The organism is Streptomyces sp. ITFR-16 (assembly GCF_031844705.1).
In the GTDB taxonomy this organism is placed as follows: domain Bacteria; phylum Actinomycetota; class Actinomycetes; order Streptomycetales; family Streptomycetaceae; genus Streptomyces.
In genome coordinates, this window is the sequence record NZ_CP134609.1 from 1549747 (window position 1) to 1570041 (window position 20295).

Below are 20295 nucleotides of genomic sequence, written 5' to 3' on the forward strand. Positions count from 1 at the left end.
GGGGACCGGCTTGGGAGGGGCCGGCGGGGCGTGGTTTTCTGGCAGGCATGAGCAACGCCGCGCGTCCCGAGGGGACGACCACCGAGGTGACCGTCTGGTCGCTGGAGCAGACCTCCCCCGACGACCTGCGACCCTCGGCCGTGCCGGAGACGGACGTCCGGATCGTACGGTCCGAGGTGCCGCTGCCCGAGTTCAGCCGCTTCCTGTACACGGCGGTCGGCGGGGACGTCCGGTGGACGGACCGGCTGCCGATGACGTACGCGCAGTGGCAGGAGGCGCTGGACCGGCCGGGCGCGGAGACCTGGGTGGCGTACGCGAACGGGACGCCGGCCGGGTACATCGAGCTGGACCCGCAGGACGACGGCGTGGTCGAGATCATGTACTTCGGTCTGATCCCGGCCTTCCGGGGGCGCCGGATCGGCGGGCATCTGCTGTCGTACGGGACGGCCCGTGCCTGGGACCTGGCGGAGCGGTGGCCCGGGCGTCCCGCGACGAAGCGGGTGTGGCTGCACACCTGCTCCAAGGACGGGCCGCATGCCATGGACAACTATCTGCGCCGGGGCTTCCGGCTCTTCGACACCCGGACCGAGCAGGAGGAGACGGTGGAGAACCCCGGCCCCTGGCCGGGCGCCGACCGTCGGCCGCTTGCGTGAGAAATCCCCGTGCTTGTCCGGTTTTACGGGCCGACCCGGCGCCCGTCCCTCGCGTGACGGGTGCCACATTGTCTCGCATACCGGGACAGTCCCGTCCACATCATGGATAGTGGTGGACTGCCCCGAGATCCCCGTGACACGCTTCCGTCATGTCTGGAACTGGAATTGCCTTGGTGAGTCGACGCCACGTCGACCTCGGCCGCATGTCCAGCGCCATCTGTCCGGCAGGCTGAGAGTTCCAGCACCGCCGCGATCCCCTTTTCTCTGCAACCCCTGCGCACCGCCGCGCCTCACCGCGAGTGTGCAGTTCAGAGCCGCCCTCCTGCAGTCCCGAAGGACGTACTGTCATGGCCGCCACCCCGGAACAGCCTGCGACCGCCACGCCCCGCCGCAAGGCGGGACGCCACCGTGGCGAGGGTCAGTGGGCCATGGGGCACTTCACCCCGCTCAACGGCAATGAGCAGTTCAAGAAGGACGACGACAGTCTCAACGTGCGGACGCGCATTGAGACGATCTACTCCAAGCGCGGGTTCGACTCGATCGACCCCAACGACCTTCGTGGACGCATGCGCTGGTGGGGGCTGTACACCCAGCGCAAGCCCGGCATCGACGGCGGCAAGACCGCGGTCCTGGAGCCGGAGGAGCTGGACGACCGCTACTTCATGCTCCGCGTCCGCATCGACGGCGGCCGGCTGACCACCGCGCAGCTGCGCGCGATCGGCGAGGTCTCGCAGGAGTACGCGCGCGGCACGGCGGACATCACCGACCGGCAGAACATCCAGCTGCACTGGATCCGCATCGAGGACGTCCCGGCGATCTGGCAGAAGCTGGAGGCCGTCGGGCTCTCCACCACCGAGGCCTGCGGCGACTGCCCGCGCGTCATCATCGGTTCGCCCGTGGCGGGCATCGCGGCCGACGAGATCATCGACGGCAGCCCGGCGGTCGACGAGATCCACGACCGCTACATCGGCAGCAAGGAGTTCTCCAACCTGCCGCGCAAGTTCAAGACGGCGATCTCCGGCTCCCCGGTCCAGGACGTCGTGCACGAGATCAACGACATCGCCTTCGTGGGCGTCGTCCACCCCGAGCACGGCCCCGGCTTCGACGTCTGGGTCGGCGGCGGGCTCTCCACCAACCCCCGGCTGGCCGAACGCCTGGGCGCCTGGGTGCCGTTGGACGAGGTCGCGGACGTCTGGGCGGGCGTCGTCGGCATCTTCCGCGACTACGGCTACCGCCGGCTGCGCACCCGCGCCCGGCTGAAGTTCCTGATGGCGGACTGGGGCCCGGCCAAGTTCCGCCAGGTGCTGGAGGACGAGTACCTCAAGCGCCCCCTGGTCGACGGCCCCGCGCCCGACGAGCCCAGCAGCCGCTGGCGCGACCACGTCGGGGTCCACCAGCAGCAGGACGGCCGCTTCTACGTCGGCTTCGCCCCCCGGGTCGGCCGGGTGGACGGCTCCACGCTGGCCAAGATCGCCGACCTCGCCGCCGCCCACGGCTCCGACCGGCTGCGCACCACCGTCGAGCAGAAGATGATCATCCTCGACGTGGAGCAGGACCGGGTGGAGTCGCTGGCCGCCGGTCTGGAGGCGCTCGGCTTCCAGGTGAAGCCGTCCCCGTTCCGCCGGGGCACGATGGCCTGCACCGGCATCGAGTACTGCAAGCTGGCGATCGTCGAGACGAAGGCGCGCGGCGCCGCCCTCATCGAGGAACTGGAGCGCAGGCTCCCGGAGTTCGACGAGCCGCTCACCATCAACATCAACGGCTGCCCCAACGCCTGCGCCCGCATCCAGACCGCCGACATCGGCCTCAAGGGCCAGCTCATGCTGGACGGCGACGGCAACCAGGTGGAGGGCTTCCAGGTCCACCTGGGCGGCGCCCTCGGCCTGGAGGCCGGATTCGGCCGCAAGGTCCGCGGCCTGAAGGTCACTTCGGCCGAGCTGCCCGACTACGTCGAGCGGGTCCTCGGGAAGTTCCAGGAGGAGCGCGAGGAGGACGAGCGCTTCGCCACCTGGGCCGCCCGGGCCAGTGCGGAGTCCCTCTCATGAGCGGGCGCGCCGCGCCGTTCTACTGCCCCTACTGCGGGGACGAGGACCTGCGCCCGCACGAGACGGGGCACGGGGCCTGGGAATGCGCCTCCTGCAACCGGGCGTTCCAGCTGAAGTTCCTGGGCCTGCTGACCCGGGGACTGGTGCGCGACGAGGTGGAAGGGGACGGGACATGACCGACACTCTGCAAACCCGGGAACTCACCGAGGCGGAACTCCGGGAGCTGGCCGAGCACGCGGGCCGGGAGCTGGAGGACGCCCCGGCGCAGGAGATCCTGCGGTGGGCCGTGCGGACCTTCGGCAGCGAGTTCTGTGTGACGTCGTCGATGGAGGACGCGGTGGTCGCCCACCTCGCCGCCCGGGCCATGCCCGGCGTCGACGTGGTCTTCCTGGACACCGGCTACCACTTCCCCGAGACGATCGGCACCCGTGACGCGGTGGAGGCGGTGATGGACGTCAACGTCATCACGCTGACCCCGCGTCAGAGCGTGGCCGAACAGGACGCCGAGTACGGGCCGAGGCTGCACGACCGCGACCCGGACCTCTGCTGCTCCCTGCGCAAGGTCAAGCCCCTTGAGGACGGCCTGCGTCCGTACACGGCCTGGGCGACAGGACTGCGCCGCGACGAGTCCCCCACCAGGGCGAACACGCCCGTGGTCGGCTGGGACGAGAAGCGGCGCAAGGTGAAGGTCTCGCCGATCGCCCGCTGGACGCAGGACGACGTGGACGCCTATGTCGCGGAGCACGGGGTGCTCACCAACCCGCTGCTGATGGACGGTTACCCTTCCGTGGGCTGCGCCCCCTGCACCCGCCGGGTGCTGGAGGGCGAGGACGCACGGGCCGGCCGCTGGGCCGGCCGCGGCAAGACCGAGTGCGGGCTGCACGGCTGATGACGACTGATCAGGAGATTTCGATGAGCGTGACGGAGACGGGAGCCACCGTCTGGCTGACCGGTCTGCCGAGCGCCGGCAAGACCACCATCGCGTACGAACTCGCCGGGCGGCTGCGCGGCGAGGGCCACCGGGTGGAAGTGCTCGACGGCGACGAGATCCGGGAGTTCCTCTCCGCGGGTCTCGGCTTCTCCCGCGAGGACCGCCACACCAACGTCCAGCGGATCGGCTTCGTCGCCGAGCTGCTGGCGGCCAACGGCGTGAAGGTGCTGGTCCCGGTCATCGCTCCGTACGCGGACAGCCGGGACGCCGTCCGCAAGCGGCACCAGGCCGAGGGCACCCCGTATCTGGAGGTGCACGTCGCCACGCCGGTCGAGGTGTGCTCCGAGCGCGATGTGAAGGGGCTCTACGCCAAGCAGGCGGCGGGCGAGATCAGCGGGCTGACCGGGGTGGACGACCCCTACGAGGCGCCCGAGTCGCCCGATCTGCGGATCGAGTCGCACCGGCAGACCGTGCAGGAGTCCGCGGCGGAGCTGTACGCGCTGCTGAGCGAGAGGGGTGCGGCGTGACGACCGTCGCGACTGTGTCGGAAGGCACCGGCAATCCGTACGCGCTGAGCCACCTGGACTCGCTGGAGTCCGAGGCGGTGCACATCTTCCGTGAGGTGGCGGGGGAGTTCGAGCGGCCGGTGATCCTCTTCTCCGGCGGCAAGGACTCCATCCTGATGCTGCATCTGGCGCTCAAGGCGTTCGCGCCGGCGCCGGTGCCCTTCTCGCTGCTGCACGTGGACACCGGGCACAACTTCCCCGAGGTCCTGGCCTACCGCGACCGCACGGTCGCCGAGCACGGGCTGCGGCTGCACGTCGCGTCCGTGCAGGAGTACATAGACGCCGGCAAGCTCCGCGAGCGCCCCGACGGCACCCGCAACCCGCTGCAGACCGTGCCGCTGACCGAGGCGATCCAGCAGCACCGCTTCGACGCCGTGTTCGGCGGCGGCCGCCGCGACGAGGAGAAGGCGCGCGCCAAGGAGCGGGTCTTCTCGCTGCGCGACGAGTTCTCCCAGTGGGACCCGCGCCGCCAGCGCCCCGAGCTGTGGCAGCTCTACAACGGCCGGCACGCCGCCGGGGAGCACGTCCGGGTCTTCCCGATCTCCAACTGGACCGAGCTGGACGTGTGGCAGTACATCGCCCGCGAGGGCATCGAGCTGCCGGAGATCTACTTCGCCCATGAGCGCGAGGTCTTCAACCGCTCCGGCATGTGGCTGACCGCGGGCGACTGGGGCGGCCCCAAGGAGCACGAGAGGACCGAGACCCGCCAGGTGCGCTACCGCACGGTCGGCGACATGTCCTGCACCGGCGCCGTGGACTCCGACGCCACCACCCTGGACGCCGTGATCACCGAGATCGCCGCCTCCCGGCTCACCGAGCGGGGCGCGACCCGCGCCGACGACAAGATGTCCGAGGCCGCGATGGAAGACCGCAAGCGCGAGGGGTACTTCTAACCATGACGACACCGACCCAGCTGGCCGAACAGCTGTCGACCACCACGCTGCTGCGGTTCGCCACGGCGGGCTCCGTCGACGACGGCAAGTCCACCCTCGTGGGACGGCTCCTGCACGACTCCAAGTCGGTCCTCACCGACCAGCTGGAGGCGGTCGAGCACGCCTCGCGCAACCGCGGCCAGGAGGCGCCGGACCTGGCGCTGCTGACCGACGGGCTGCGGGCCGAGCGCGAGCAGGGCATCACCATCGACGTGGCCTACCGCTACTTCGCCACGCCCCGGCGCCGGTTCATCCTCGCCGACACCCCGGGCCATGTGCAGTACACCCGCAACATGGTGACGGGCGCCTCCACGGCCGAGCTGGCCGTCGTCCTGGTCGACGCCCGCAACGGGGTCGTCGAGCAGACCCGCCGGCACGCCGCCGTCGCCGCGCTGCTGCGCGTCCCGCACGTGGTGCTGGCCGTCAACAAGATGGACCTCGTCGACTACGCGGAGCCGGTGTTCGCCGCGATAGCCGAGGAGTTCACCGCGTACGCCGCCTCCCTCGGAGTCCCGGAGATCACCGCGATCCCGATCTCCGCACTGGCCGGGGACAACGTCGTGGAGCCGTCCGCGCACATGGACTGGTACGGCGGCCCGACCGTCCTGGAGCATCTGGAGACGGTCCCGGTCAGCCATGACCTCACCGCCTGCCACGCCCGCTTCCCCGTCCAGTACGTGATCCGGCCGCAGACGGCCGAGCACCCCGACTACCGGGGTTACGCGGGCCAGATCGCCGCCGGCGTCTTCCGGGTCGGCGAGCCCGTCACCGTCCTGCCCTCCGGCCGTACCACCACCATCGCCGGGATCGATCTGCTCGGCGCCGGCGTGGACGTCGCCTGGGCGCCCCAGTCGGTGACCGTCCGGCTGGCCGACGACATCGACGTCTCGCGCGGCGATCTCATCGCCCCGGCCGACGACGCCCCGGCCGTCACCCAGGACGTCGAGGCGACCGTCTGCCATGTCGCCGACCAGCCGCTCACCGTGGGCCAGCGGGTGCTGCTCAAGCACACCACCCGCACGGTCAAGGCGATCGTCAAGGACATCCCGTCCAGGCTGACCCTGGACGACCTCTCGCAGCACCCGGCGCCGGGGCAGCTCGTCGCCAACGACATCGGCCGCGTCGTGGTCCGTACCGCCGAGCCGCTCGCGCTCGACGCGTACGCCGACTCGCGCCGCACCGGCTCCTTCCTGCTGATCGACCCGGCGGACGGCACCACGCTGTCGGCCGGCATGGCGGGCGCCTCGTTCGCCGCCGTCGCGCAGGCCGAGGCCCCGGCGGACGACGACGCGGAGTGGGACTTCTGATGGGGACCGACTTCTTCTCGACCTTCGCGAAGGAGGGCGGCCGGGTCGGCAGCGGCGCCCTCGGCAGCGGCCAGGGCGGGGTTGCGCGATGTGCGCGATGACGTACGCGCACTGCCTGCGCGCCCGGCAGCACCAACCGCACCGCCCGCACCGCCCGTTCAGACGAAGACCTGCCGACTTCCCGGCCGCGCCCCCGGTATTCCGGGGGACGTGAGCACCGGGCCAACGAGAGGAAAGCCTCCCGTGCCTGCCACCCGTACCACCCTGCGCCGCAGCCTCGCCGCTGCCGCCGCTCTGCCGCTGCTCGCCGTGGCGCTCACCGCCTGCGGTTACGGCTCCGACTCGAAGGACGACGACGCCAAGAAGGCGAACGTCTCCTCCGGCGGGAAGAAGCTCTCGGCGGACACCGTGAAGATCGGCTACTTCCCGAACCTCACGCACGCCACCGCCCTGGTCGGTATCCAGGAAGGCATCATCGCCAAGGAGCTCGGCGGCACCACGGTCAAGCCCTCGACGTTCAACGCGGGCCCGTCCGAGATCGAGGCGCTCAACGCGGGTTCGATCGACATCGGCTTCATCGGCCCCTCGCCGTCCATCAACGGCTTCGCCAAGTCCAAGGGCAAGAGCCTGCGCATCATCGGCGGTTCGGCCTCCGGCGGGGTGAAGCTGGTCGTCAACCCGAAGAAGATCAAGACCCTGGACGACCTCAAGGGCAAGAAGATCGCCACCCCGCAGCTCGGCAACACCCAGGACGTCGCGTTCCTCAACTGGGTGTCCGAGAAGGGCTGGAAGGTCGACGCGCAGAGCGGCAAGGGCGATGTCTCGGTCGTCCGCACCGACAACAAGGTGACCCCGGACGCCTACAAGTCCGGTTCCATCGACGGTGCGTGGGCGCCGGAGCCGACCGCGTCCAAGCTGGTCGCGCAGGGCGCGAAGGTGCTCCTGGACGAGCGGAAGCTGTGGCCGGACGACAAGTTCGTGATCACGAACATCATCGTGTCGCAGAAGTTCCTCTCCGAGCACCCGGACGTGGTCGAGGCGGTGCTGCGCGGTTCGGTCAACACCAACGCCTGGATCAACGCCAACCCGGACAAGGCGAAGGCGTCCGCCAACGCGGCGCTCAAGACGCTGTCCGGCAAGGAGCTTCCGGCCGACGTCATCGACCCGGCGTGGGAGTCCATCGAGTTCATCGACGACCCGCTGGCCGCCACGCTCGACACCGAGGCGAAGCACGCCGTGAAGGCGGGCCTGCTGGACGAGACGGACCTGAGCGGCATCTACGACCTGAAGCCGCTCAACAAGGTCCTCAAGGCCGCGGGCAAGCCCGAGGTCGACGACGCCGGTCTCGGCGTCAAGTAACCACCGACCGTTCCAGGATCTCCCAGGAGGTGACGACCATGGCGACGACGACGCTCACCAAGGCCGAGGACCGTACGGCGGTCGGGCACGCCGCCCGGATCGACCATGTCTCGAAGTCCTTCGGCGGACCGCAGGGGCAGCAGCTCGTCCTGGACGACATCACCCTCGATGTCGCTCCGGGCGAGTTCGTCACCCTCCTGGGAGCTTCCGGGTGCGGAAAATCGACGCTGCTGAATCTGGTGGCCGGGCTCGACCGTCCGTCCGCGGGGTCCATCGAGACCCCCGGCGGGCGGCCGGCCCTGATGTTCCAGGAGCACGCCCTCTTCCCGTGGCTGACCGCGGGCAAGAACATCGAACTGGCGCTGCGGCTGCGCGGCGTACCGAGGCCGGACCGCCGCCCCGAGGCCGAGCGGCTGCTCGAACTCGTGCGCCTGGGCGGGGCGTACGGCAAGCGGGTGCACGAACTCTCGGGCGGCATGCGCCAGCGGGTGGCGATGGCCCGCGCGCTCGCCCAGGACAGCCAGCTGCTGCTGATGGACGAGCCGTTCGCCGCGCTCGACGCCATCACCCGCGATGTGCTGCACGACGAACTGACGCGGATCTGGCGCGAGACGAACGTCTCGGTCCTCTTCGTCACCCACAACGTGCGCGAGGCGGTCCGCCTCGCCGAGCGCGTGGTGCTGCTCTCCTCCCGCCCCGGCCGGATCGCCCGTGAGTGGACGGTCGACATCGAGCAGCCCCGCCGCATCGAGGACACCGCGGTGGCGGAGCTCTCCGTCGAGATCACCGAACAACTGCGTGGGGAGATCCGCCGACATGGCCAGCACTGAGACCACCGTCAAGGACAGCGACGGGGCCGGGGCACCGAAGAAGGACGACGCCCAGGACCTGGCCGGTCTGGAGGCGGGGCTCGACGCGCTCGACGCGGTACGGGTGAGCCGCACACCGGTCCGCCAGGTGCTGGTGCAGAAGGTGCTGCCCCCGGTGGTGGCGGTCGCCCTGGTGCTCGTCGTCTGGCAGATCCTGATCTGGGCGAAGGTCACCGACGACTACAAGCTGCCGTCCCCGGCCCATGTCTGGGACGAGGTGGCGGACGCCTGGGCGCAGGGCACCCTGCTCGGCTACATCTGGACCAGCGTCTCGCGCGGTCTGCTGGGCTTCCTCCTCGCCCTGGTCATCGGCACCCCCCTGGGGCTGCTGGTGTCGCGGGTGAAGGTGGTGCGCGCGGCGATCGGTCCGGTGCTCTCCGGCCTCCAGTCGCTGCCGTCGGTGGCATGGGTGCCGCCGGCGGTCATCTGGCTCGGGCTGGACGACCGGATGATGTACGCGGTGATCCTGCTCGGCGCCGTCCCCTCGATCGCCAACGGCCTCGTCGCCGGTGTCGACCAGATCCCGCCGCTGCATCTGCGGGCCGGCCAGACGCTCGGCGCCACCGGTCTGCGCGGCACCTGGCACATCGTGCTGCCCGCCTCGCTGCCCGGCTATCTGGCGGGGCTGAAGCAGGGCTGGGCGTTCTCCTGGCGCTCGCTGATGGCCGCCGAGATCATCGCCTCCTCGCCCGATCTGGGCGTGGGCCTCGGCCAGTTGCTGGAGCAGGGCCGGGAGACCAGCAGCATGTCGATGGTCTTCCTCGCCATCTTCCTGATCCTGATCGTCGGCATCGCCATCGACCTGCTCATCTTCAGTCCGCTGGAGCGGTGGGTGCTGCGCAGCCGCGGCCTCCTCGTCAAGAACTGAGCCCGTCATGACTGCTCCGGTCCTCCTCGTCATCGCCCACGGCAGCCGCGATCCGCGGCACGCGGCGACCGTGCACGCGCTCACCGCGCGGGTACGGGCGCTGCGGCCCGGGCTGCGCGTGGAGACGGGCTTCCTGGACTTCAACGCGCCCTCGGTGCCGCGGGTCCTGGAACGGCTGGCGGCGCAGGGGGCGCACGAGGTGGTGGCGCTGCCGCTGCTGCTCACCCGGGCGTTCCACGCCAAGTCCGACATCCCGGCGGTGCTGCGCGAGGCGCGCGCCAGGCTGCCCCGGCTGCGGGTGCGCCAGGCCGAGGTGCTGGGCCCCTCGCCGCTGCTGAACTCCGCTCTGGAGCGGCGGCTGTACGAGGCCGGGGTGCGCCCCGGCGACCGGAGTTCGACCGGGCTCGTCCTGGCGTCGGCGGGCTCCACAGACCCGGAGGCGATCGCAGTGATCGCTGAAATCGCGCGGGAGCTGCGGCACACCGGTTGGTGTTCCGTGCGGCCTGCGTTCGCCTCCGCATCCCAGCCCCGCACCGAGGACGCGGTACGGGCCCTGCGGGCCGACGGGGTGCGCCGCGTGGCGGTCGCCCCCTATGTGATCGCGCCCGGCCGCCTCCCGGACCGCATCGCGGCGGGGGCGGCCGAGGCGGGCGCCGATGTGCTGGCGGGGGTGCTGGGTCCTTCGCCGGAGCTGGCGCGGCTGCTGCTGGCCCGGTACGACGAGGCACGCGTCCCGGCCGCCCGGACGGTTCGGGTCAGCGCGTAGGCGGAGCCGGCCAGGCCTCCTCGCCGTGCGGGATGGCCCGCAGCGCGGGCCGCCGTCGCAAGCCGGCGGTGGCGACGACTCGTCCGAGCGAGCTTCCCCGCCGATATCGGCCGCCCCGGTCCACCACCCATGCGGACAAGGCCCTTGCGGAATTACCGGCATATACACAATGGCCTTTTCCTCCCTGCGAGTTGCACGAGGCCGATTCGACTTGGCGGTTCTGCCGGCCGGCTCATTCCACCCCTTTCACGGCTCATCGACCCATATGACATGAGCACTCCATGCGGTATTCTCCACACGTCAGGATCACCTGACAGGCACTTCAAGGGGGAAACGTGAAGACTTCTGTACGGTTGGCCGGAATCTGCGCCGTCCTGCTCGCTGCGACTGTGGCCGCGCCTGCCGCATCGGCCGCCGACGGGACCAAGTCGGCGAGTGCCACGGCGATAGCGACCGTGGATATTCAGGGCGTCCAGGTCGACAAGCAGGCAAGTGACGCAACCAAGAAAATCGTCGGGGCAGATGCGAAGGTGGCCGCGGCGGCCGCCAACGTATGCGGAGCCGGCTACACCATCTCTGTCAGCGCCGCCCGGTACGGCACGTACGGAACCACGTACACCTGGACCAACGGCAAGACAACGGGAAGCAGTTACTACGACAAGCCGATCTGCGCCGTGTTCTTCAATGACACCGGAGTCGCGCACCCCATGCGTCTCAAACTGGCTGACAACTACACGGCCACCCCAGACGTGGAAGACTCGGGAACCTTCAGTTCATACGCCGGGCCCTTGTACCAGAACCGCGGCTACTGCGGCCAGGCGTACTCATACATGAAGGTCGGCACCAAGGTCGTCGTCGACAACTACCTCACCGTGGGTGCCTGCAACTAGTGCAGTCCCCCGCCGGCGTGCTGCGCCCCGCGACTTGGGGCGCGGCACTGCTCATCATCGCGCTGGTCACCGGCTGCTCGAACAGTCCGGCTCCATATTCCGCCCCCTCGCCGTCTCCCTCCGGCATGTCGAGCGGTACTCCGAGTGCCGAGGCGACAACTGAGGCGGATCCGGAACCGTCACCGGTCATCAGTCACCTGGGGAAGACGAAGATCACTACGCTTGGCGATGTGGAGGTCCGGGTCACTCCCCGTGCGACCGGCTTCGATGTCTCCTGCAACGCCGCCAACACCCACGACACGGCTCTGAACATCAGGGTCACTGTCAGCGTGGGGAACGGCACGGACTGGGTGCGGAGCACCACATTTGATTTCCCGCATGTGGCGGCGGGCAAGGCAGGCCGGGAGACCACGCTCATAGGCGACTCCTACGAAGGCTCCTTGCAGGACGACCCGAAGGTCTACATCGACTCAGTCATCAACTACTGAGAGATGAAGGCGGAGATGGCGTCGAGCCGAGCGGATACAATGCCTCTCTGGAATCTACTCAGAAGAGAGCATTGTGAAGAAAGCACGCATATGCTTCGTGGCGGCATGCACTCTCCTGGTCGCCTCATGCGGGGGAAGCAGCACGTCTGTCGACACATCCGGCCTGACCGACCGGGAGAAGGAATGGGTCGAGTTTTCCTACATCCATGAGAAGAACGAAGATGTCAAACGGACGTGGGAACAACTGCCTGCCAAAGGCGTCAAGTCCTACCTTGATCAGCAGCGCACCCGCCTGTGCGGCGATACGGCGGCACTGATGCAAAGCCTCAAGGAAGCGGGCTACGAGGCGGGCGAAATGCAGGAGTACAAGCAAAAGACCGCAGAACTCATCTGCTGACCCCCGTACGGCGGATCGGACCAATCGCTTTCGGAGCGAAGGTCCCTGCCGGCGTCGGCAGGGACCTTCGCTCCGGTCGGCTGCTCGCTCTACACCACCGCGCCTCCGAGAATTCTCAGGGAGTACTTCTCGTACGCCCGGTGCAGAACCATCACCACCGGCCCCGAGACGAACACGCCGCTGACGACGTACTCCTTCTTGATTCCCGTCTCGGCCACCTTCTTCTCGTACAGGGAATCGGTCTCCTTCTTCGCCTGTTCGAGCCACGAAGACGCCTTGCCGTGGTCGATTCCCACCGCGTCCACCCCGGTGCAAGCGGCAAGGAAGCCAAGGCCGTCGGACTGATTCGTGCTGGTGCCGCACACAAGAGACGACATGTCCTTGTGATCGGCGTATCCGGCCGAAACCGTCAGCCCGCTTTCGCCGCGCCCATGGACGTATGTCCTCTTCTTCCCGTCGGGCATCTCCTGCTCGACGGGCTCGTCCAACTTCAGCTTCCAGTTCTTCGCAAGCCGGGCGAGGAATTCCTTCCCGGTGTATCCGGCGGTCATCGTGTCCGCCGCGCCCAAGCTGGGCCGCTCGTCGTCGGCTACCGCGTGCTTCGGTAGATCGGCGGCACGCGGCGCAGTCCGCGCCTTGGAAGGCTCCGGCTCAGGCGCCACGGCCTTCGGATGCTCGGACGCTGCCGTTCCGGGGCCGCTGCGGCTGCAGGAGGCGGCTCCCGCCGCGCCGATGACGACACTCATCAGCACGACGGGAACACGGAGGGCGGCGCGAATCACAAGCCACCGTCGACAAGGGCGCACGCGCCGGGGTCGGCGTTCAGGAACGGAACGAAGGCGATCGCGTCGAACACCACGTTGTCGTCTCCGGTGCCGCCCTTCTGGATGTTGTCCATCTCGATCCGGCCACCCTTCCAGAAGCTGAAGGTGCCCATCTCGAACCAGGTCTCTCCGCCCGCGCTGCGCGTTCCCTGGTTGACGTTGCAGTAGTCGGCCTTCGCTCCGGCCGTGTTGTCGCCCGGGATGAAGTCGTACCGGACGGTTGCTTCCGCGCCATGGCTGGGCAGGTGGAGAAAGACCTTGTAGCGCTCGCCGGGCTGGTCGCCGGAAGGAAGCGACTTCGGGTTGACCTGCCACCGGCCGGTGATCCTGTGGAAGACCTCCGGGTAGTCGTAGCTGTGCGTGAAGTACAGATGGTGGTCGTACCCGGCGCCGAGCTGGTGAAGGTCGATGTTGGCAATGTACGGGGTGGCGCGGAAGCTGCTGTCTTCCCTCTGGGTGGTGATGTTGTCACCGACCTGGAGGGTGAACTTCCCGTCCCAGGCTCCTTCGAAATCCCCGCAGCCGTAGGTGTCCTCGTGCTCTCCGAGATCATCGACGATGATGGCATTGGTGTAGACGCTCGGATGGTCGATGCACGGGCCGTGGTCGTACTTGCTCTGGAGTGCCGGTTCCGACGAGCCGAGCGAGTAGCTGAGGTTCTCGGTGCTGGAGTTGCCGGCACCCTGCCCGCCTATCCATTCCACGGCCTTGCCCCAGAAGCACAGGTTGTTCCAGCTCGGGCACGGGTCGGCCGCGGCCGGGTCGCACACGTTGGACGAGTCACAGAACAGTCCGTACGGGGGAGTCTTGAGGACGCTCAACGGCATGTCGGGCTTGGCGTACGATTCTTCGCTGTTCCAGGTCAGCTGCGGGACTTCCGCCCAGCCGAGAATCTTCTCCGAGTAGTTCCACTCGCCGGGGCGGGACGCGTCGTCGTAGCTGTAGCGCAGGAACGCCTTACGGTCGGCAGGGTAGCTCGGGTTGATCGGGTTGTTGAAGAAGCCCAGGCCGGCGGTGCTGCCGACGGTGTAGACGCCGGAGTTGTAGCCCCACAGCGCCATGTACCAGTTCTCGATGTAGGCCGGGCTGCCACTGTTGGCATTCATGCCCAGGTCCTTGAGCTGGTTCCACTTCTCGCCCAGGATCTGCAGACCCGCGGCGATGTTCGCCGCGTAGTCCGTGGTGACGGCACCCGCGTGCAGGGTGTCCAGCTGCTCGGCGTACGCCGCGTTCATGCCGGTCGTGACCTGGGCGATGCCGTAGCCGCAGTCGGCCACGCTCGCGTCGGGATAGCCGTGGATGCCGTTCCCGTTCCCGAGCCAGTCGGACCTGGTGACGTTGCCCGAGTCACCGTTCATGGAGTGCCAGGACGCCTGCTTGAAGTTGGACTCCTGGGCGAGGATGCCCAGCATGACCTGCGCGGGAATCTCGCCTCCGCCGGTCAGCTGCGGCTTGGGGAACAAACCCTGCGGGGTGTAGGCGCCCAGGCCGGTGTCGTGCCAGTCCGCCGGACGCGAGACCGTCAGTCTGCCGTGAACAGCCTGGTCGACAGCCCACTCGACCTGGTTGGCGCTGGCCTGGAGCGCCTGGCGCTTGGGGTCGTTGCGCTTGACGATGCAGGGGGTCTCCATCCGCTCGACCTTGCCGTGGACGGCCGCACCGGCGCCGGACAGGCACTTCGTCTCCGGGCCGCCCTCACCGCAGTTGAGCGGATCGTCGTCGTCGGACATGGCGAACGCGGTCGGGCCCATCGGCAGCGACTCGTCCGGCTTCGGCCGCTTGCGGTCGGCGTCCACGAGCTTGGTGGCCTTCGCACCCGTCTTCAGCGCGGTCGCCTTGACGGTCAGCGATCCGGCCCCCTTGGCCTGGGACGAGCCGACACCCTCGGTTATGCCCTTCATCTGCTCGGAGAACACCGAGTGGGTCACCAGGTGGCCGAGCCGCGAGATCCCGGCCACACGGCCGTCCACCGCGTGCTTGGCGAGTCCCGGGGCCTTGCCGGTGTCGATTCCCTTCACGTCACCGACGACCGCGTCGCCGGCGGCCACGGGCAGGAGCTTCACCTCGCCCTTCGGAGCCCGGCCCAGCTCGGTGAAGGACTTGCCGTCGAAGCGGGAGATGACGCTGCTCCCGCCCTCGACCGTGCCGACGTCCACGGCGCCGTTCTTCGAGGCGGTCAGCGCGAACATCGGGCCGGGCACCTTGGAGAGCTTGCGGGCGGACAGCTTCGTCTTCCCGTTGTCCTTCAGGTCGACGAGGTTGCCGGCGAGGACGCCGACGGTGCCCTTCTGCGTGGGCGTGACGTGCGTCAGGTAGCCGTCGACAGCGCGGCGGGAGGACACCGATCCGGTGGTCGCGTCGACCGAGATCACCGTTGTCGAGCCGACGGACGTGTCCGTGGCCGAACTGGAGGTGAACGCCACCTCGTCGCCCGCGCCGCAGCCCGGCGTGAAGTACGCCAGCTGCACCCGGTCGGGAACCTCGGTGACCTTGCCGTCGGAAAGACGGATCACCGCGGCGAACGCACCGCTCGCGTACGCACCGGCCTTGTTGGACCAGACCGAGGGGGCGTAGACCGCTGCCGCGTAGTTCCCCGAACCCGTGGTGCAGACGTAGCCTGTCCACGGGCCGACCTCGGACAGTTCCTTGCGGTTGAGACGGGCGATCTCGTAGAAGGAGAACCCGTCGCTCTCCCGCGCGGCAAGGATGTGCAGTCCCTCGGCGTCGCCGGTGGCCTGCACGATCGCGTCCGTCGAAGAGGCGTAGTCCGCCCCCAGGTCCGAGCTGGGGGCGGAGAACAGGCGTGATGTGGTCTCTGCGGCCGCAGGGGCCGGTGTGGCCGGTGCGCTCTCCGCGGAAGCCAGCGGGACCAGAGCGGCGGACGCCGCCAGCACGCTCATGACCACCAGCGGGTTCTTGGACAAAGATCGCATGAAACGTCTTCTTCGCATGATTTTCCTTAAAGCCAGTCCGTGCAACTGCCGTGCAGAGCAGGGAGGCTCACGTCGACCGGCTTGTCCCCGCTGGCGGTGGGGTCCTGGATGATGTATCTCATCGGCTGGGGATCGAACTGGGCGTCGACGTCGTTCCAGCACGCCTTCGCCGACGTCTTCTTCCAGTTCCGCATCTTGGTGTAGGCGCCTGCCACGCCGTCGCCGAGAAGGCCCGCCGTGTCGGCGGCCTGGATACCGCCGTCGGGATCACGCGTCGTCCACAGCGTCAGGTACACATAGTCGGGCGACGTGTCGAGATCACGTGCAACTTTCGCCCATACCCCCTGGCAGAGCGGTGACCACATCAGCCGCACCGAGACCGACTCGTCCGGCTCGGTCACCTGCTGAAGGATCTCGGCGTCTTCGTCACACCCCATCTCAATGGGGTCCTTTCCCGAACACGTGGATCGAAAGCAGTCGACCGCCGCGGCGGGGGACGCCTGGATGCCTTGGAGGGCCCCCGTCAGCAGCGCCAGGGCTGCCGCGGCCGGCCCCCATCTTCGTATGCCGTGCACACACATCACCTCAGATATTTCTTCTCCGTGCCGCACGAGCGCGGCACGGACGGCCGTATTCATGTCCCTGCCGCCCCTGCGCCACTTGGGGCGCCGGGGAGACAGGCGCATCTTACGCGAACACGCTTGCGATTAAGGGGTGTTATTGAGCTCCCTGCCTGCGCGGATACCGAAGCCGGACATGTCGCCGCAGTGCACCTCATAGGTGGTGTGCGCGCAGCCCAAGGCCCTTTCCCGGAGTCACATTCCGCGCCGGACTACTGTTCCCCTCATGTCTTCCGTACCTCCCCCCGTTCCTCCCCCGGCCCCGTCCGACGGCGCCTTCCTCCTCGGCGGCGAGCTGCCCGTACGCCGTCTCGGCTACGGCACCGCCCAGCTGACCGGTCCCGGCTACTGGGGCCCGCGCGGGGACCGGCGCGATGCCGTGGCCGTGCTGCGGGCGGCGGTGGAGCAGGGCGTCACGCTGATCGACACCGCCGACAACTACGGTCCCGGGGTGGCCGAGGAACTGGTCGCCGAGGCGCTGCACCCGTACCGCGAGGACCTGGTGATCGCGACGAAGGGCGGGGTGGTGCGCACCGGCGACAGCTCCTGGCACATCGCGGGGCGGCCGGAGCGGCTGCGGGCGATGTGCGAGGCGAGTCTGCGGCGGCTGCGGACGGACCGGATCGACCTGTACCAGCTGCACCGGCTGGATCCGCAGGTGCCGATGGCCGAGCAGCTGGGGGCTCTGGATGCCCTGCGGCAGGAAGGTAAGATCCGGTACATCGGTCTGGACACCCTCACCGCCGACCAGCTGGAGCAGGCGCTCTCCCTGACCGGGATCGCCTCGGTGCAGAACCGCTTCAACCTCCTCGACCGCGCGTCGGACGCGGTGCTGAAGGTGTGCGAAACCCATGGCCTCGCCTTCCTCCCCTGGTTCCCGCTGGCCAACGGGGCGCTGACGGGCGAGGAGGCCGCGTCCCTCGACGGGATCGCGGAGCGCCACGGCGCCACCCGGGGGCAGATCGCCCTCGCGTGGCTGCTGCACCGCTCCCCCGTGCTGTGCCCGACGCCGGGCACCGGTTCGCCCGCCCATCTGGCGGAGAACCTGGGGGCGCGCGGGATCCGGCTGACGACCGAGGACATGAGCCGCCTGGAGGCGCTCGCCTCCGCATGAAGGAGCACCGCACGTGACGACCACCGCACCCCTGCCCCCGTCCGTCCCCGAGGCTCCGGAGCCGGTGCCGGTGATCCGGGCCGACCGGGTCTGTCTCGTCCGGGACGGGAATCTGCTGCTGGACTCGGTCTCGCTGACCGTGCGCGGCGGGGAGCACTGGGCGCTGCTCGGTGCCAACGGGGCGGGCAAGTCCACCCTGCTCGGGCTGCTGGGTGCGGTCAATCACCCCACCCGGGGGTCGGTGGAGGTGCTGGGCCGGACGCTGGGGCGGGTCGATCTGCGGGAGCTGCGGACGCTGCTGGGGCATGTCAATCCGCGCCATCCGCTGCGGTCGCCGCTGACGGTGGACGAGGTGGTGCTGACGGGTCTGACCAACTCGGTCGAGCCGGTGCCGCGCTGGTCGCCGAGTTCCGGGCAGCGGGAGCGGGCGGCGCGGCTGCTGGCGATGCTGGGGATGGCGGGCAAGACGGAGTCGCGCTGGCCGTCGCTGTCGCAGGGAGAGCGCGGGCGGACGCTCATCGCCCGCGCGCTGATGCCGCAGCCCCGGCTGCTGCTCCTCGACGAGCCGGCGACCGGTCTCGACCTGGCCGCGCGGGAGCAGTTGCTGGACAGTCTGGACGCGCTGCGCGAGGAGCATCCCGAGCTGGCGACGGTGCTGGTCACGCACCATCTGGAGGAGCTGCCCGCCTCGACCACGCACGCGATGCTGCTGCGCGACGGGCGGTGTGTGGCCTCGGGCGCGGCGGACGGGGTGCTGACCACTGACCGGGTCAGCGAGTGCTTCGGCCATCCGGTGCGGATCGCGCGCACGGACGGGCGCTGGACGGCGCGGGCCCAGCGGCCCGCGCGCCGCTGACGCCCGCTCAGTCCTGGGCGGGCGCGACGGCGAAGGGGGTGGCCTGGTGGTAGTAGAGCAGCCAGCCCGCGTCGGTGAGCCGCCAGAGCGAACTGCGGTGGGCGCGCTTCCCCTTGGCCTCGGTGTCGAAGGTCAGGTGGACGAGTTCCTCGGCCAGCTGGGTGCCGTGCATCCGTGAGGCGGTGAGCTGTCCGGGGCGCGGGGCCCGGCCCGAGATCAGCGAGTTGATGATGGTGGCCCGGTCCCAGTGGCGGCCGGTGGTGTCGACCTCGCGGTAGTCGGGGTGCAGGACCTGGTCGAGGAGTTCGGTGGAGGCCCGGACCAGCGGATCCAGCAGCCGGAGCTCGCCCTCGACGGCCGCGGCCACGCCCGGCGACGGCCCGGTCATGCGCCGCCCCCGCCCGTGTTCGTCATCATGGGCGTCACTTTATGACGGTCTTCCCGGGCCGGGCGGCCGCCGCGCCCCGTGGGGGAGGGCGCGGTGGCCGCCGGCGGGGTGGCGCTGTTACTCGACGATCTTCAGCAGCTTGTTCGCCGTGCCTTCACTGGCGTTGCTGATGGCGTCGGGGGTCGCCCCTTCGGTGAGAGCCGTGGCGACCTCCTCCGGGGTGGCGTCCGGGTGTCCTGCCAGGTAGACGGCGGCGGCGCCGACGACGTGCGGGGTCGCCATGGACGTACCGGAGATGGTGTCGGAGCCGGTGTCGCTGTCGTTCCACGCCGAGGTGATGTCCGAACCCGGGGCGTAGAGGTCCACGAGCGAGCCGTAGTTGGAGAACGACGACTGCTCGTCGTCGACCGTGGACGAGGCGACCGTGATGGCCTCCGGGACGCGTGCCGGGGAGCTCTCGCTCGCGTCGCTCGACTCGTTGCCCGCGGCCACGGCGTAGGTGACCCCGGAGGCGATGGACTTCTGGACCGCCGCGTCCAGCGCCTCGTCCGCGCCGCCGCCGAGGCTCATGTTGGCGACGGACGGGCCCTCGTGGTGCTCGGTGACCCAGTCGATGCCGGCGACGACCTGCTCGGTGGTGCCCGAGCCCGAGTCGTCGAGGACCCGGACGGCGACGATCTTGGCCTTCTTGGCGACGCCGTACGTGGCCCCGGCTATGGTGCCGGCCACGTGCGTGCCGTGGCCGTAGCCGTCGTCGGCGGTGTCGTCGTTGTCCACGGCGTCGTAGCCGTAGCTGGCCCGGCCCTCGAACTCCTCGTGCGTGATGCGGACACCGGTGTCGATGACGTACGCGGTGACACCCTCGCCCGCGCTGTCCGGGTAGGTGTACGCGTTGTCGCCGGCGGTCTCCGTCTGGTCGATGCGGTCCAGACCCCAGGACGGCGGGTTCTCCTGGGTGGCGTCGACGTGGAACTTCTTGTTCTGGACGACCTTGGAGACGGCCGGGTCGGCGGCGAGCCGCTTGGCCTCGGTCTCCGAAAGGCCGCTGGCGGAGAAGCCGTTGATGGCGGAGCTGTAGTTGCGCTTCAGCTTGCCGCCGTACTCCTTGGCGAGCTTGGCCTTGTCGGCCTTCTGGTCCAGCATCACGATGTAGCTGCCCGAGACGGCGGTGGCCGCGTCGGCGCCGTAGATCTTGCCCGTCGCGGGGGCGGGTGCCGCTCCGGCCATCGGGCTGCCCAGCAGGGTGATTCCGGCTGCCGCGGCGACCGCGGTGATGGCGGCGGTCAGCTTGAACTGGCGTGCGCGCTTGTGAATTGCCATGAAGAGGGGTCTCCTCGTCATTCTTTGTGGGGGGATTGGCCCTCGGCCGGAAGATCTCCGGGGGCTGGCTCGAAACCCTCGCCGATTGACGCGCTCAGATCAAGACCTTCATATAGCTGTGACTTACTCAACAAGGTTTCGTAATAAGAAATCGGCCAGCAGCACCCAA

At 69.3% G+C, this 20295-nt stretch carries 22 protein-coding genes; 17 read left to right on the forward strand and 5 right to left on the reverse strand.

What is annotated here, in order from left to right; all coding sequences use genetic code 11:
• Nucleotides 1–47 precede the first annotated feature (47 nt).
• The 15 genes from RLT58_RS06865 to RLT58_RS06935 all read left to right on the forward strand — a co-directional run bounded on the left by RLT58_RS06865 (nt 48) and on the right by RLT58_RS06935 (nt 12071).
• Nucleotides 48–653, forward strand: a complete 606-nt coding sequence (locus tag RLT58_RS06865; protein WP_311309497.1) for a GNAT family N-acetyltransferase — start codon at nt 48–50, stop codon at nt 651–653.
• A gap of 149 nt (nt 654–802) precedes the next feature.
• Nucleotides 803–886, forward strand: coding sequence for a putative leader peptide (locus RLT58_RS06870; RefSeq protein ID WP_309500612.1), 84 nt, complete (start codon nt 803–805; stop codon nt 884–886).
• Nucleotides 887–1000: 114 nt separating this feature from the next.
• Nucleotides 1001–2698 carry a nitrite/sulfite reductase gene (locus RLT58_RS06875; protein WP_311309498.1) on the forward strand — a complete coding sequence of 566 codons (1698 nt, stop codon included), beginning with the start codon at nt 1001–1003 and terminating at the stop codon, nt 2696–2698.
• The gene (locus tag RLT58_RS06880) at nt 2695–2874 is read left to right on the forward strand and encodes a hypothetical protein (RefSeq protein WP_311309499.1); all 180 of its coding nucleotides are present in this window, start codon (nt 2695–2697) and stop codon (nt 2872–2874) included. The genes RLT58_RS06875 and RLT58_RS06880 overlap by 4 nt, the downstream gene beginning before the upstream one ends.
• Nucleotides 2871–3587: a phosphoadenylyl-sulfate reductase gene (locus tag RLT58_RS06885; RefSeq protein WP_311309500.1), complete on the forward strand. Its 717-nt coding sequence runs from the start codon at nt 2871–2873 to the stop codon at nt 3585–3587. Before RLT58_RS06880 ends, RLT58_RS06885 begins: the two co-directional genes overlap by 4 nt.
• 23 nt (nt 3588–3610) lie before the next feature.
• A complete protein-coding gene (gene cysC, locus RLT58_RS06890; protein WP_399131042.1) occupies nt 3611–4156 on the forward strand; it encodes an adenylyl-sulfate kinase in 546 nt (181 codons plus the stop codon).
• Nucleotides 4153–5088, forward strand: coding sequence for a sulfate adenylyltransferase subunit CysD (gene cysD / locus RLT58_RS06895; RefSeq protein WP_311309502.1), 936 nt, complete (start codon nt 4153–4155; stop codon nt 5086–5088). The genes cysC and cysD overlap by 4 nt, the downstream gene beginning before the upstream one ends.
• 2 nt (nt 5089–5090) lie before the next feature.
• Nucleotides 5091–6434, forward strand: coding sequence for a sulfate adenylyltransferase subunit CysN (locus RLT58_RS06900; RefSeq protein WP_311309503.1), 1344 nt, complete (start codon nt 5091–5093; stop codon nt 6432–6434).
• A gap of 243 nt (nt 6435–6677) precedes the next feature.
• Complete coding sequence (locus RLT58_RS06905) at nt 6678–7793, forward strand: aliphatic sulfonate ABC transporter substrate-binding protein (protein ID WP_311309504.1); 1116 nt, start codon at nt 6678–6680, stop codon at nt 7791–7793.
• 38 nt (nt 7794–7831) lie between these two features.
• The gene (locus RLT58_RS06910) at nt 7832–8623 is read left to right on the forward strand and encodes an ABC transporter ATP-binding protein (protein ID WP_311309505.1); all 792 of its coding nucleotides are present in this window, start codon (nt 7832–7834) and stop codon (nt 8621–8623) included.
• Nucleotides 8610–9530 carry an ABC transporter permease gene (locus RLT58_RS06915; protein WP_311309506.1) on the forward strand — a complete coding sequence of 307 codons (921 nt, stop codon included), beginning with the start codon at nt 8610–8612 and terminating at the stop codon, nt 9528–9530. Before RLT58_RS06910 ends, RLT58_RS06915 begins: the two co-directional genes overlap by 14 nt.
• Nucleotides 9531–9537: 7 nt before the next feature.
• Nucleotides 9538–10296 carry a sirohydrochlorin chelatase gene (locus RLT58_RS06920; protein WP_311309507.1) on the forward strand — a complete coding sequence of 253 codons (759 nt, stop codon included), beginning with the start codon at nt 9538–9540 and terminating at the stop codon, nt 10294–10296.
• A 335-nt stretch (nt 10297–10631) separates the two neighbouring features.
• The gene (locus RLT58_RS06925) at nt 10632–11186 is read left to right on the forward strand and encodes a hypothetical protein (RefSeq protein ID WP_311309508.1); all 555 of its coding nucleotides are present in this window, start codon (nt 10632–10634) and stop codon (nt 11184–11186) included.
• Nucleotides 11187–11416: 230 nt separating this feature from the next.
• Entirely contained in the window at nt 11417–11674 is a 258-nt protein-coding gene (locus tag RLT58_RS06930) for a hypothetical protein (RefSeq protein WP_311309509.1), read from the forward strand.
• A gap of 73 nt (nt 11675–11747) precedes the next feature.
• Nucleotides 11748–12071 (forward strand): hypothetical protein, encoded by a 324-nt coding sequence (locus tag RLT58_RS06935; RefSeq protein WP_311309510.1) that lies wholly within the window; start codon nt 11748–11750, stop codon nt 12069–12071.
• A gap of 89 nt (nt 12072–12160) precedes the next feature.
• Here RLT58_RS06935 and RLT58_RS06940 read toward each other — a convergent pair whose 3' ends face one another.
• From RLT58_RS06940 to RLT58_RS06950, 3 genes are read right to left on the reverse strand one after another with little or no spacing between them, the layout of a single operon-like run.
• A complete protein-coding gene (locus RLT58_RS06940; RefSeq protein WP_311309511.1) occupies nt 12161–12817 on the reverse strand; it encodes a hypothetical protein in 657 nt (218 codons plus the stop codon).
• Between the two features lie 32 nt (nt 12818–12849).
• Entirely contained in the window at nt 12850–15828 is a 2979-nt protein-coding gene (locus tag RLT58_RS06945) for a transglycosylase SLT domain-containing protein (protein ID WP_311309512.1), read from the reverse strand.
• Between the two features lie 26 nt (nt 15829–15854).
• A complete protein-coding gene (locus RLT58_RS06950) occupies nt 15855–16514 on the reverse strand; it encodes a DUF2690 domain-containing protein (protein ID WP_311309513.1) in 660 nt (219 codons plus the stop codon).
• A 160-nt stretch (nt 16515–16674) separates the two neighbouring features.
• Here RLT58_RS06950 and RLT58_RS06955 point away from each other — a divergent pair, with 160 nt between their 5' ends.
• Nucleotides 16675–17562, forward strand: coding sequence for an aldo/keto reductase (locus tag RLT58_RS06955; RefSeq protein WP_311309514.1), 888 nt, complete (start codon nt 16675–16677; stop codon nt 17560–17562).
• Between the two features lie 13 nt (nt 17563–17575).
• Entirely contained in the window at nt 17576–18418 is an 843-nt protein-coding gene (locus RLT58_RS06960) for an ABC transporter ATP-binding protein (protein ID WP_311309515.1), read from the forward strand.
• A 7-nt stretch (nt 18419–18425) separates the two neighbouring features.
• On the opposite strand, the gene RLT58_RS06965 is transcribed toward RLT58_RS06960, so the two are convergent.
• Nucleotides 18426–18806, reverse strand: coding sequence for a nuclear transport factor 2 family protein (locus RLT58_RS06965; RefSeq protein ID WP_311309516.1), 381 nt, complete (start codon nt 18804–18806; stop codon nt 18426–18428).
• Nucleotides 18807–18923: 117 nt separating this feature from the next.
• Nucleotides 18924–20126: a S8 family peptidase gene (locus tag RLT58_RS06970; protein ID WP_311309517.1), complete on the reverse strand. Its 1203-nt coding sequence runs from the start codon at nt 20124–20126 to the stop codon at nt 18924–18926.
• Nucleotides 20127–20295 lie beyond the last annotated feature (169 nt).

What these genes read in the sequence shown, in the direction of transcription:
- RLT58_RS06865 (WP_311309497.1), top strand. Translation starts at nt 48, where the DNA reads ATGAGCAACGCCGCGCGTCCCGAGGGGACGACCACCGAGGTGACCGTC.
- RLT58_RS06970 (WP_311309517.1), bottom strand. Translation starts at nt 20,126, where the DNA reads ATGGCAATTCACAAGCGCGCACGCCAGTTCAAGCTGACCGCCGCCATC.
- RLT58_RS06965 (WP_311309516.1), bottom strand. Translation starts at nt 18,806, where the DNA reads ATGACCGGGCCGTCGCCGGGCGTGGCCGCGGCCGTCGAGGGCGAGCTC.
- RLT58_RS06900 (WP_311309503.1), top strand. Translation starts at nt 5,091, where the DNA reads ATGACGACACCGACCCAGCTGGCCGAACAGCTGTCGACCACCACGCTG.
- RLT58_RS06880 (WP_311309499.1), top strand. Translation starts at nt 2,695, where the DNA reads ATGAGCGGGCGCGCCGCGCCGTTCTACTGCCCCTACTGCGGGGACGAG.
- RLT58_RS06915 (WP_311309506.1), top strand. Translation starts at nt 8,610, where the DNA reads ATGGCCAGCACTGAGACCACCGTCAAGGACAGCGACGGGGCCGGGGCA.
- RLT58_RS06940 (WP_311309511.1), bottom strand. Translation starts at nt 12,817, where the DNA reads ATGAGTGTCGTCATCGGCGCGGCGGGAGCCGCCTCCTGCAGCCGCAGC.
- RLT58_RS06875 (WP_311309498.1), top strand. Translation starts at nt 1,001, where the DNA reads ATGGCCGCCACCCCGGAACAGCCTGCGACCGCCACGCCCCGCCGCAAG.
- cysC (WP_399131042.1), top strand. Translation starts at nt 3,611, where the DNA reads ATGAGCGTGACGGAGACGGGAGCCACCGTCTGGCTGACCGGTCTGCCG.
- RLT58_RS06920 (WP_311309507.1), top strand. Translation starts at nt 9,538, where the DNA reads ATGACTGCTCCGGTCCTCCTCGTCATCGCCCACGGCAGCCGCGATCCG.
- RLT58_RS06945 (WP_311309512.1), bottom strand. Translation starts at nt 15,828, where the DNA reads ATGCGATCTTTGTCCAAGAACCCGCTGGTGGTCATGAGCGTGCTGGCG.
- RLT58_RS06870 (WP_309500612.1), top strand. Translation starts at nt 803, where the DNA reads ATGTCTGGAACTGGAATTGCCTTGGTGAGTCGACGCCACGTCGACCTC.
- RLT58_RS06910 (WP_311309505.1), top strand. Translation starts at nt 7,832, where the DNA reads ATGGCGACGACGACGCTCACCAAGGCCGAGGACCGTACGGCGGTCGGG.
- RLT58_RS06950 (WP_311309513.1), bottom strand. Translation starts at nt 16,514, where the DNA reads ATGCGCCTGTCTCCCCGGCGCCCCAAGTGGCGCAGGGGCGGCAGGGAC.
- RLT58_RS06885 (WP_311309500.1), top strand. Translation starts at nt 2,871, where the DNA reads ATGACCGACACTCTGCAAACCCGGGAACTCACCGAGGCGGAACTCCGG.
- RLT58_RS06955 (WP_311309514.1), top strand. Translation starts at nt 16,675, where the DNA reads ATGTCTTCCGTACCTCCCCCCGTTCCTCCCCCGGCCCCGTCCGACGGC.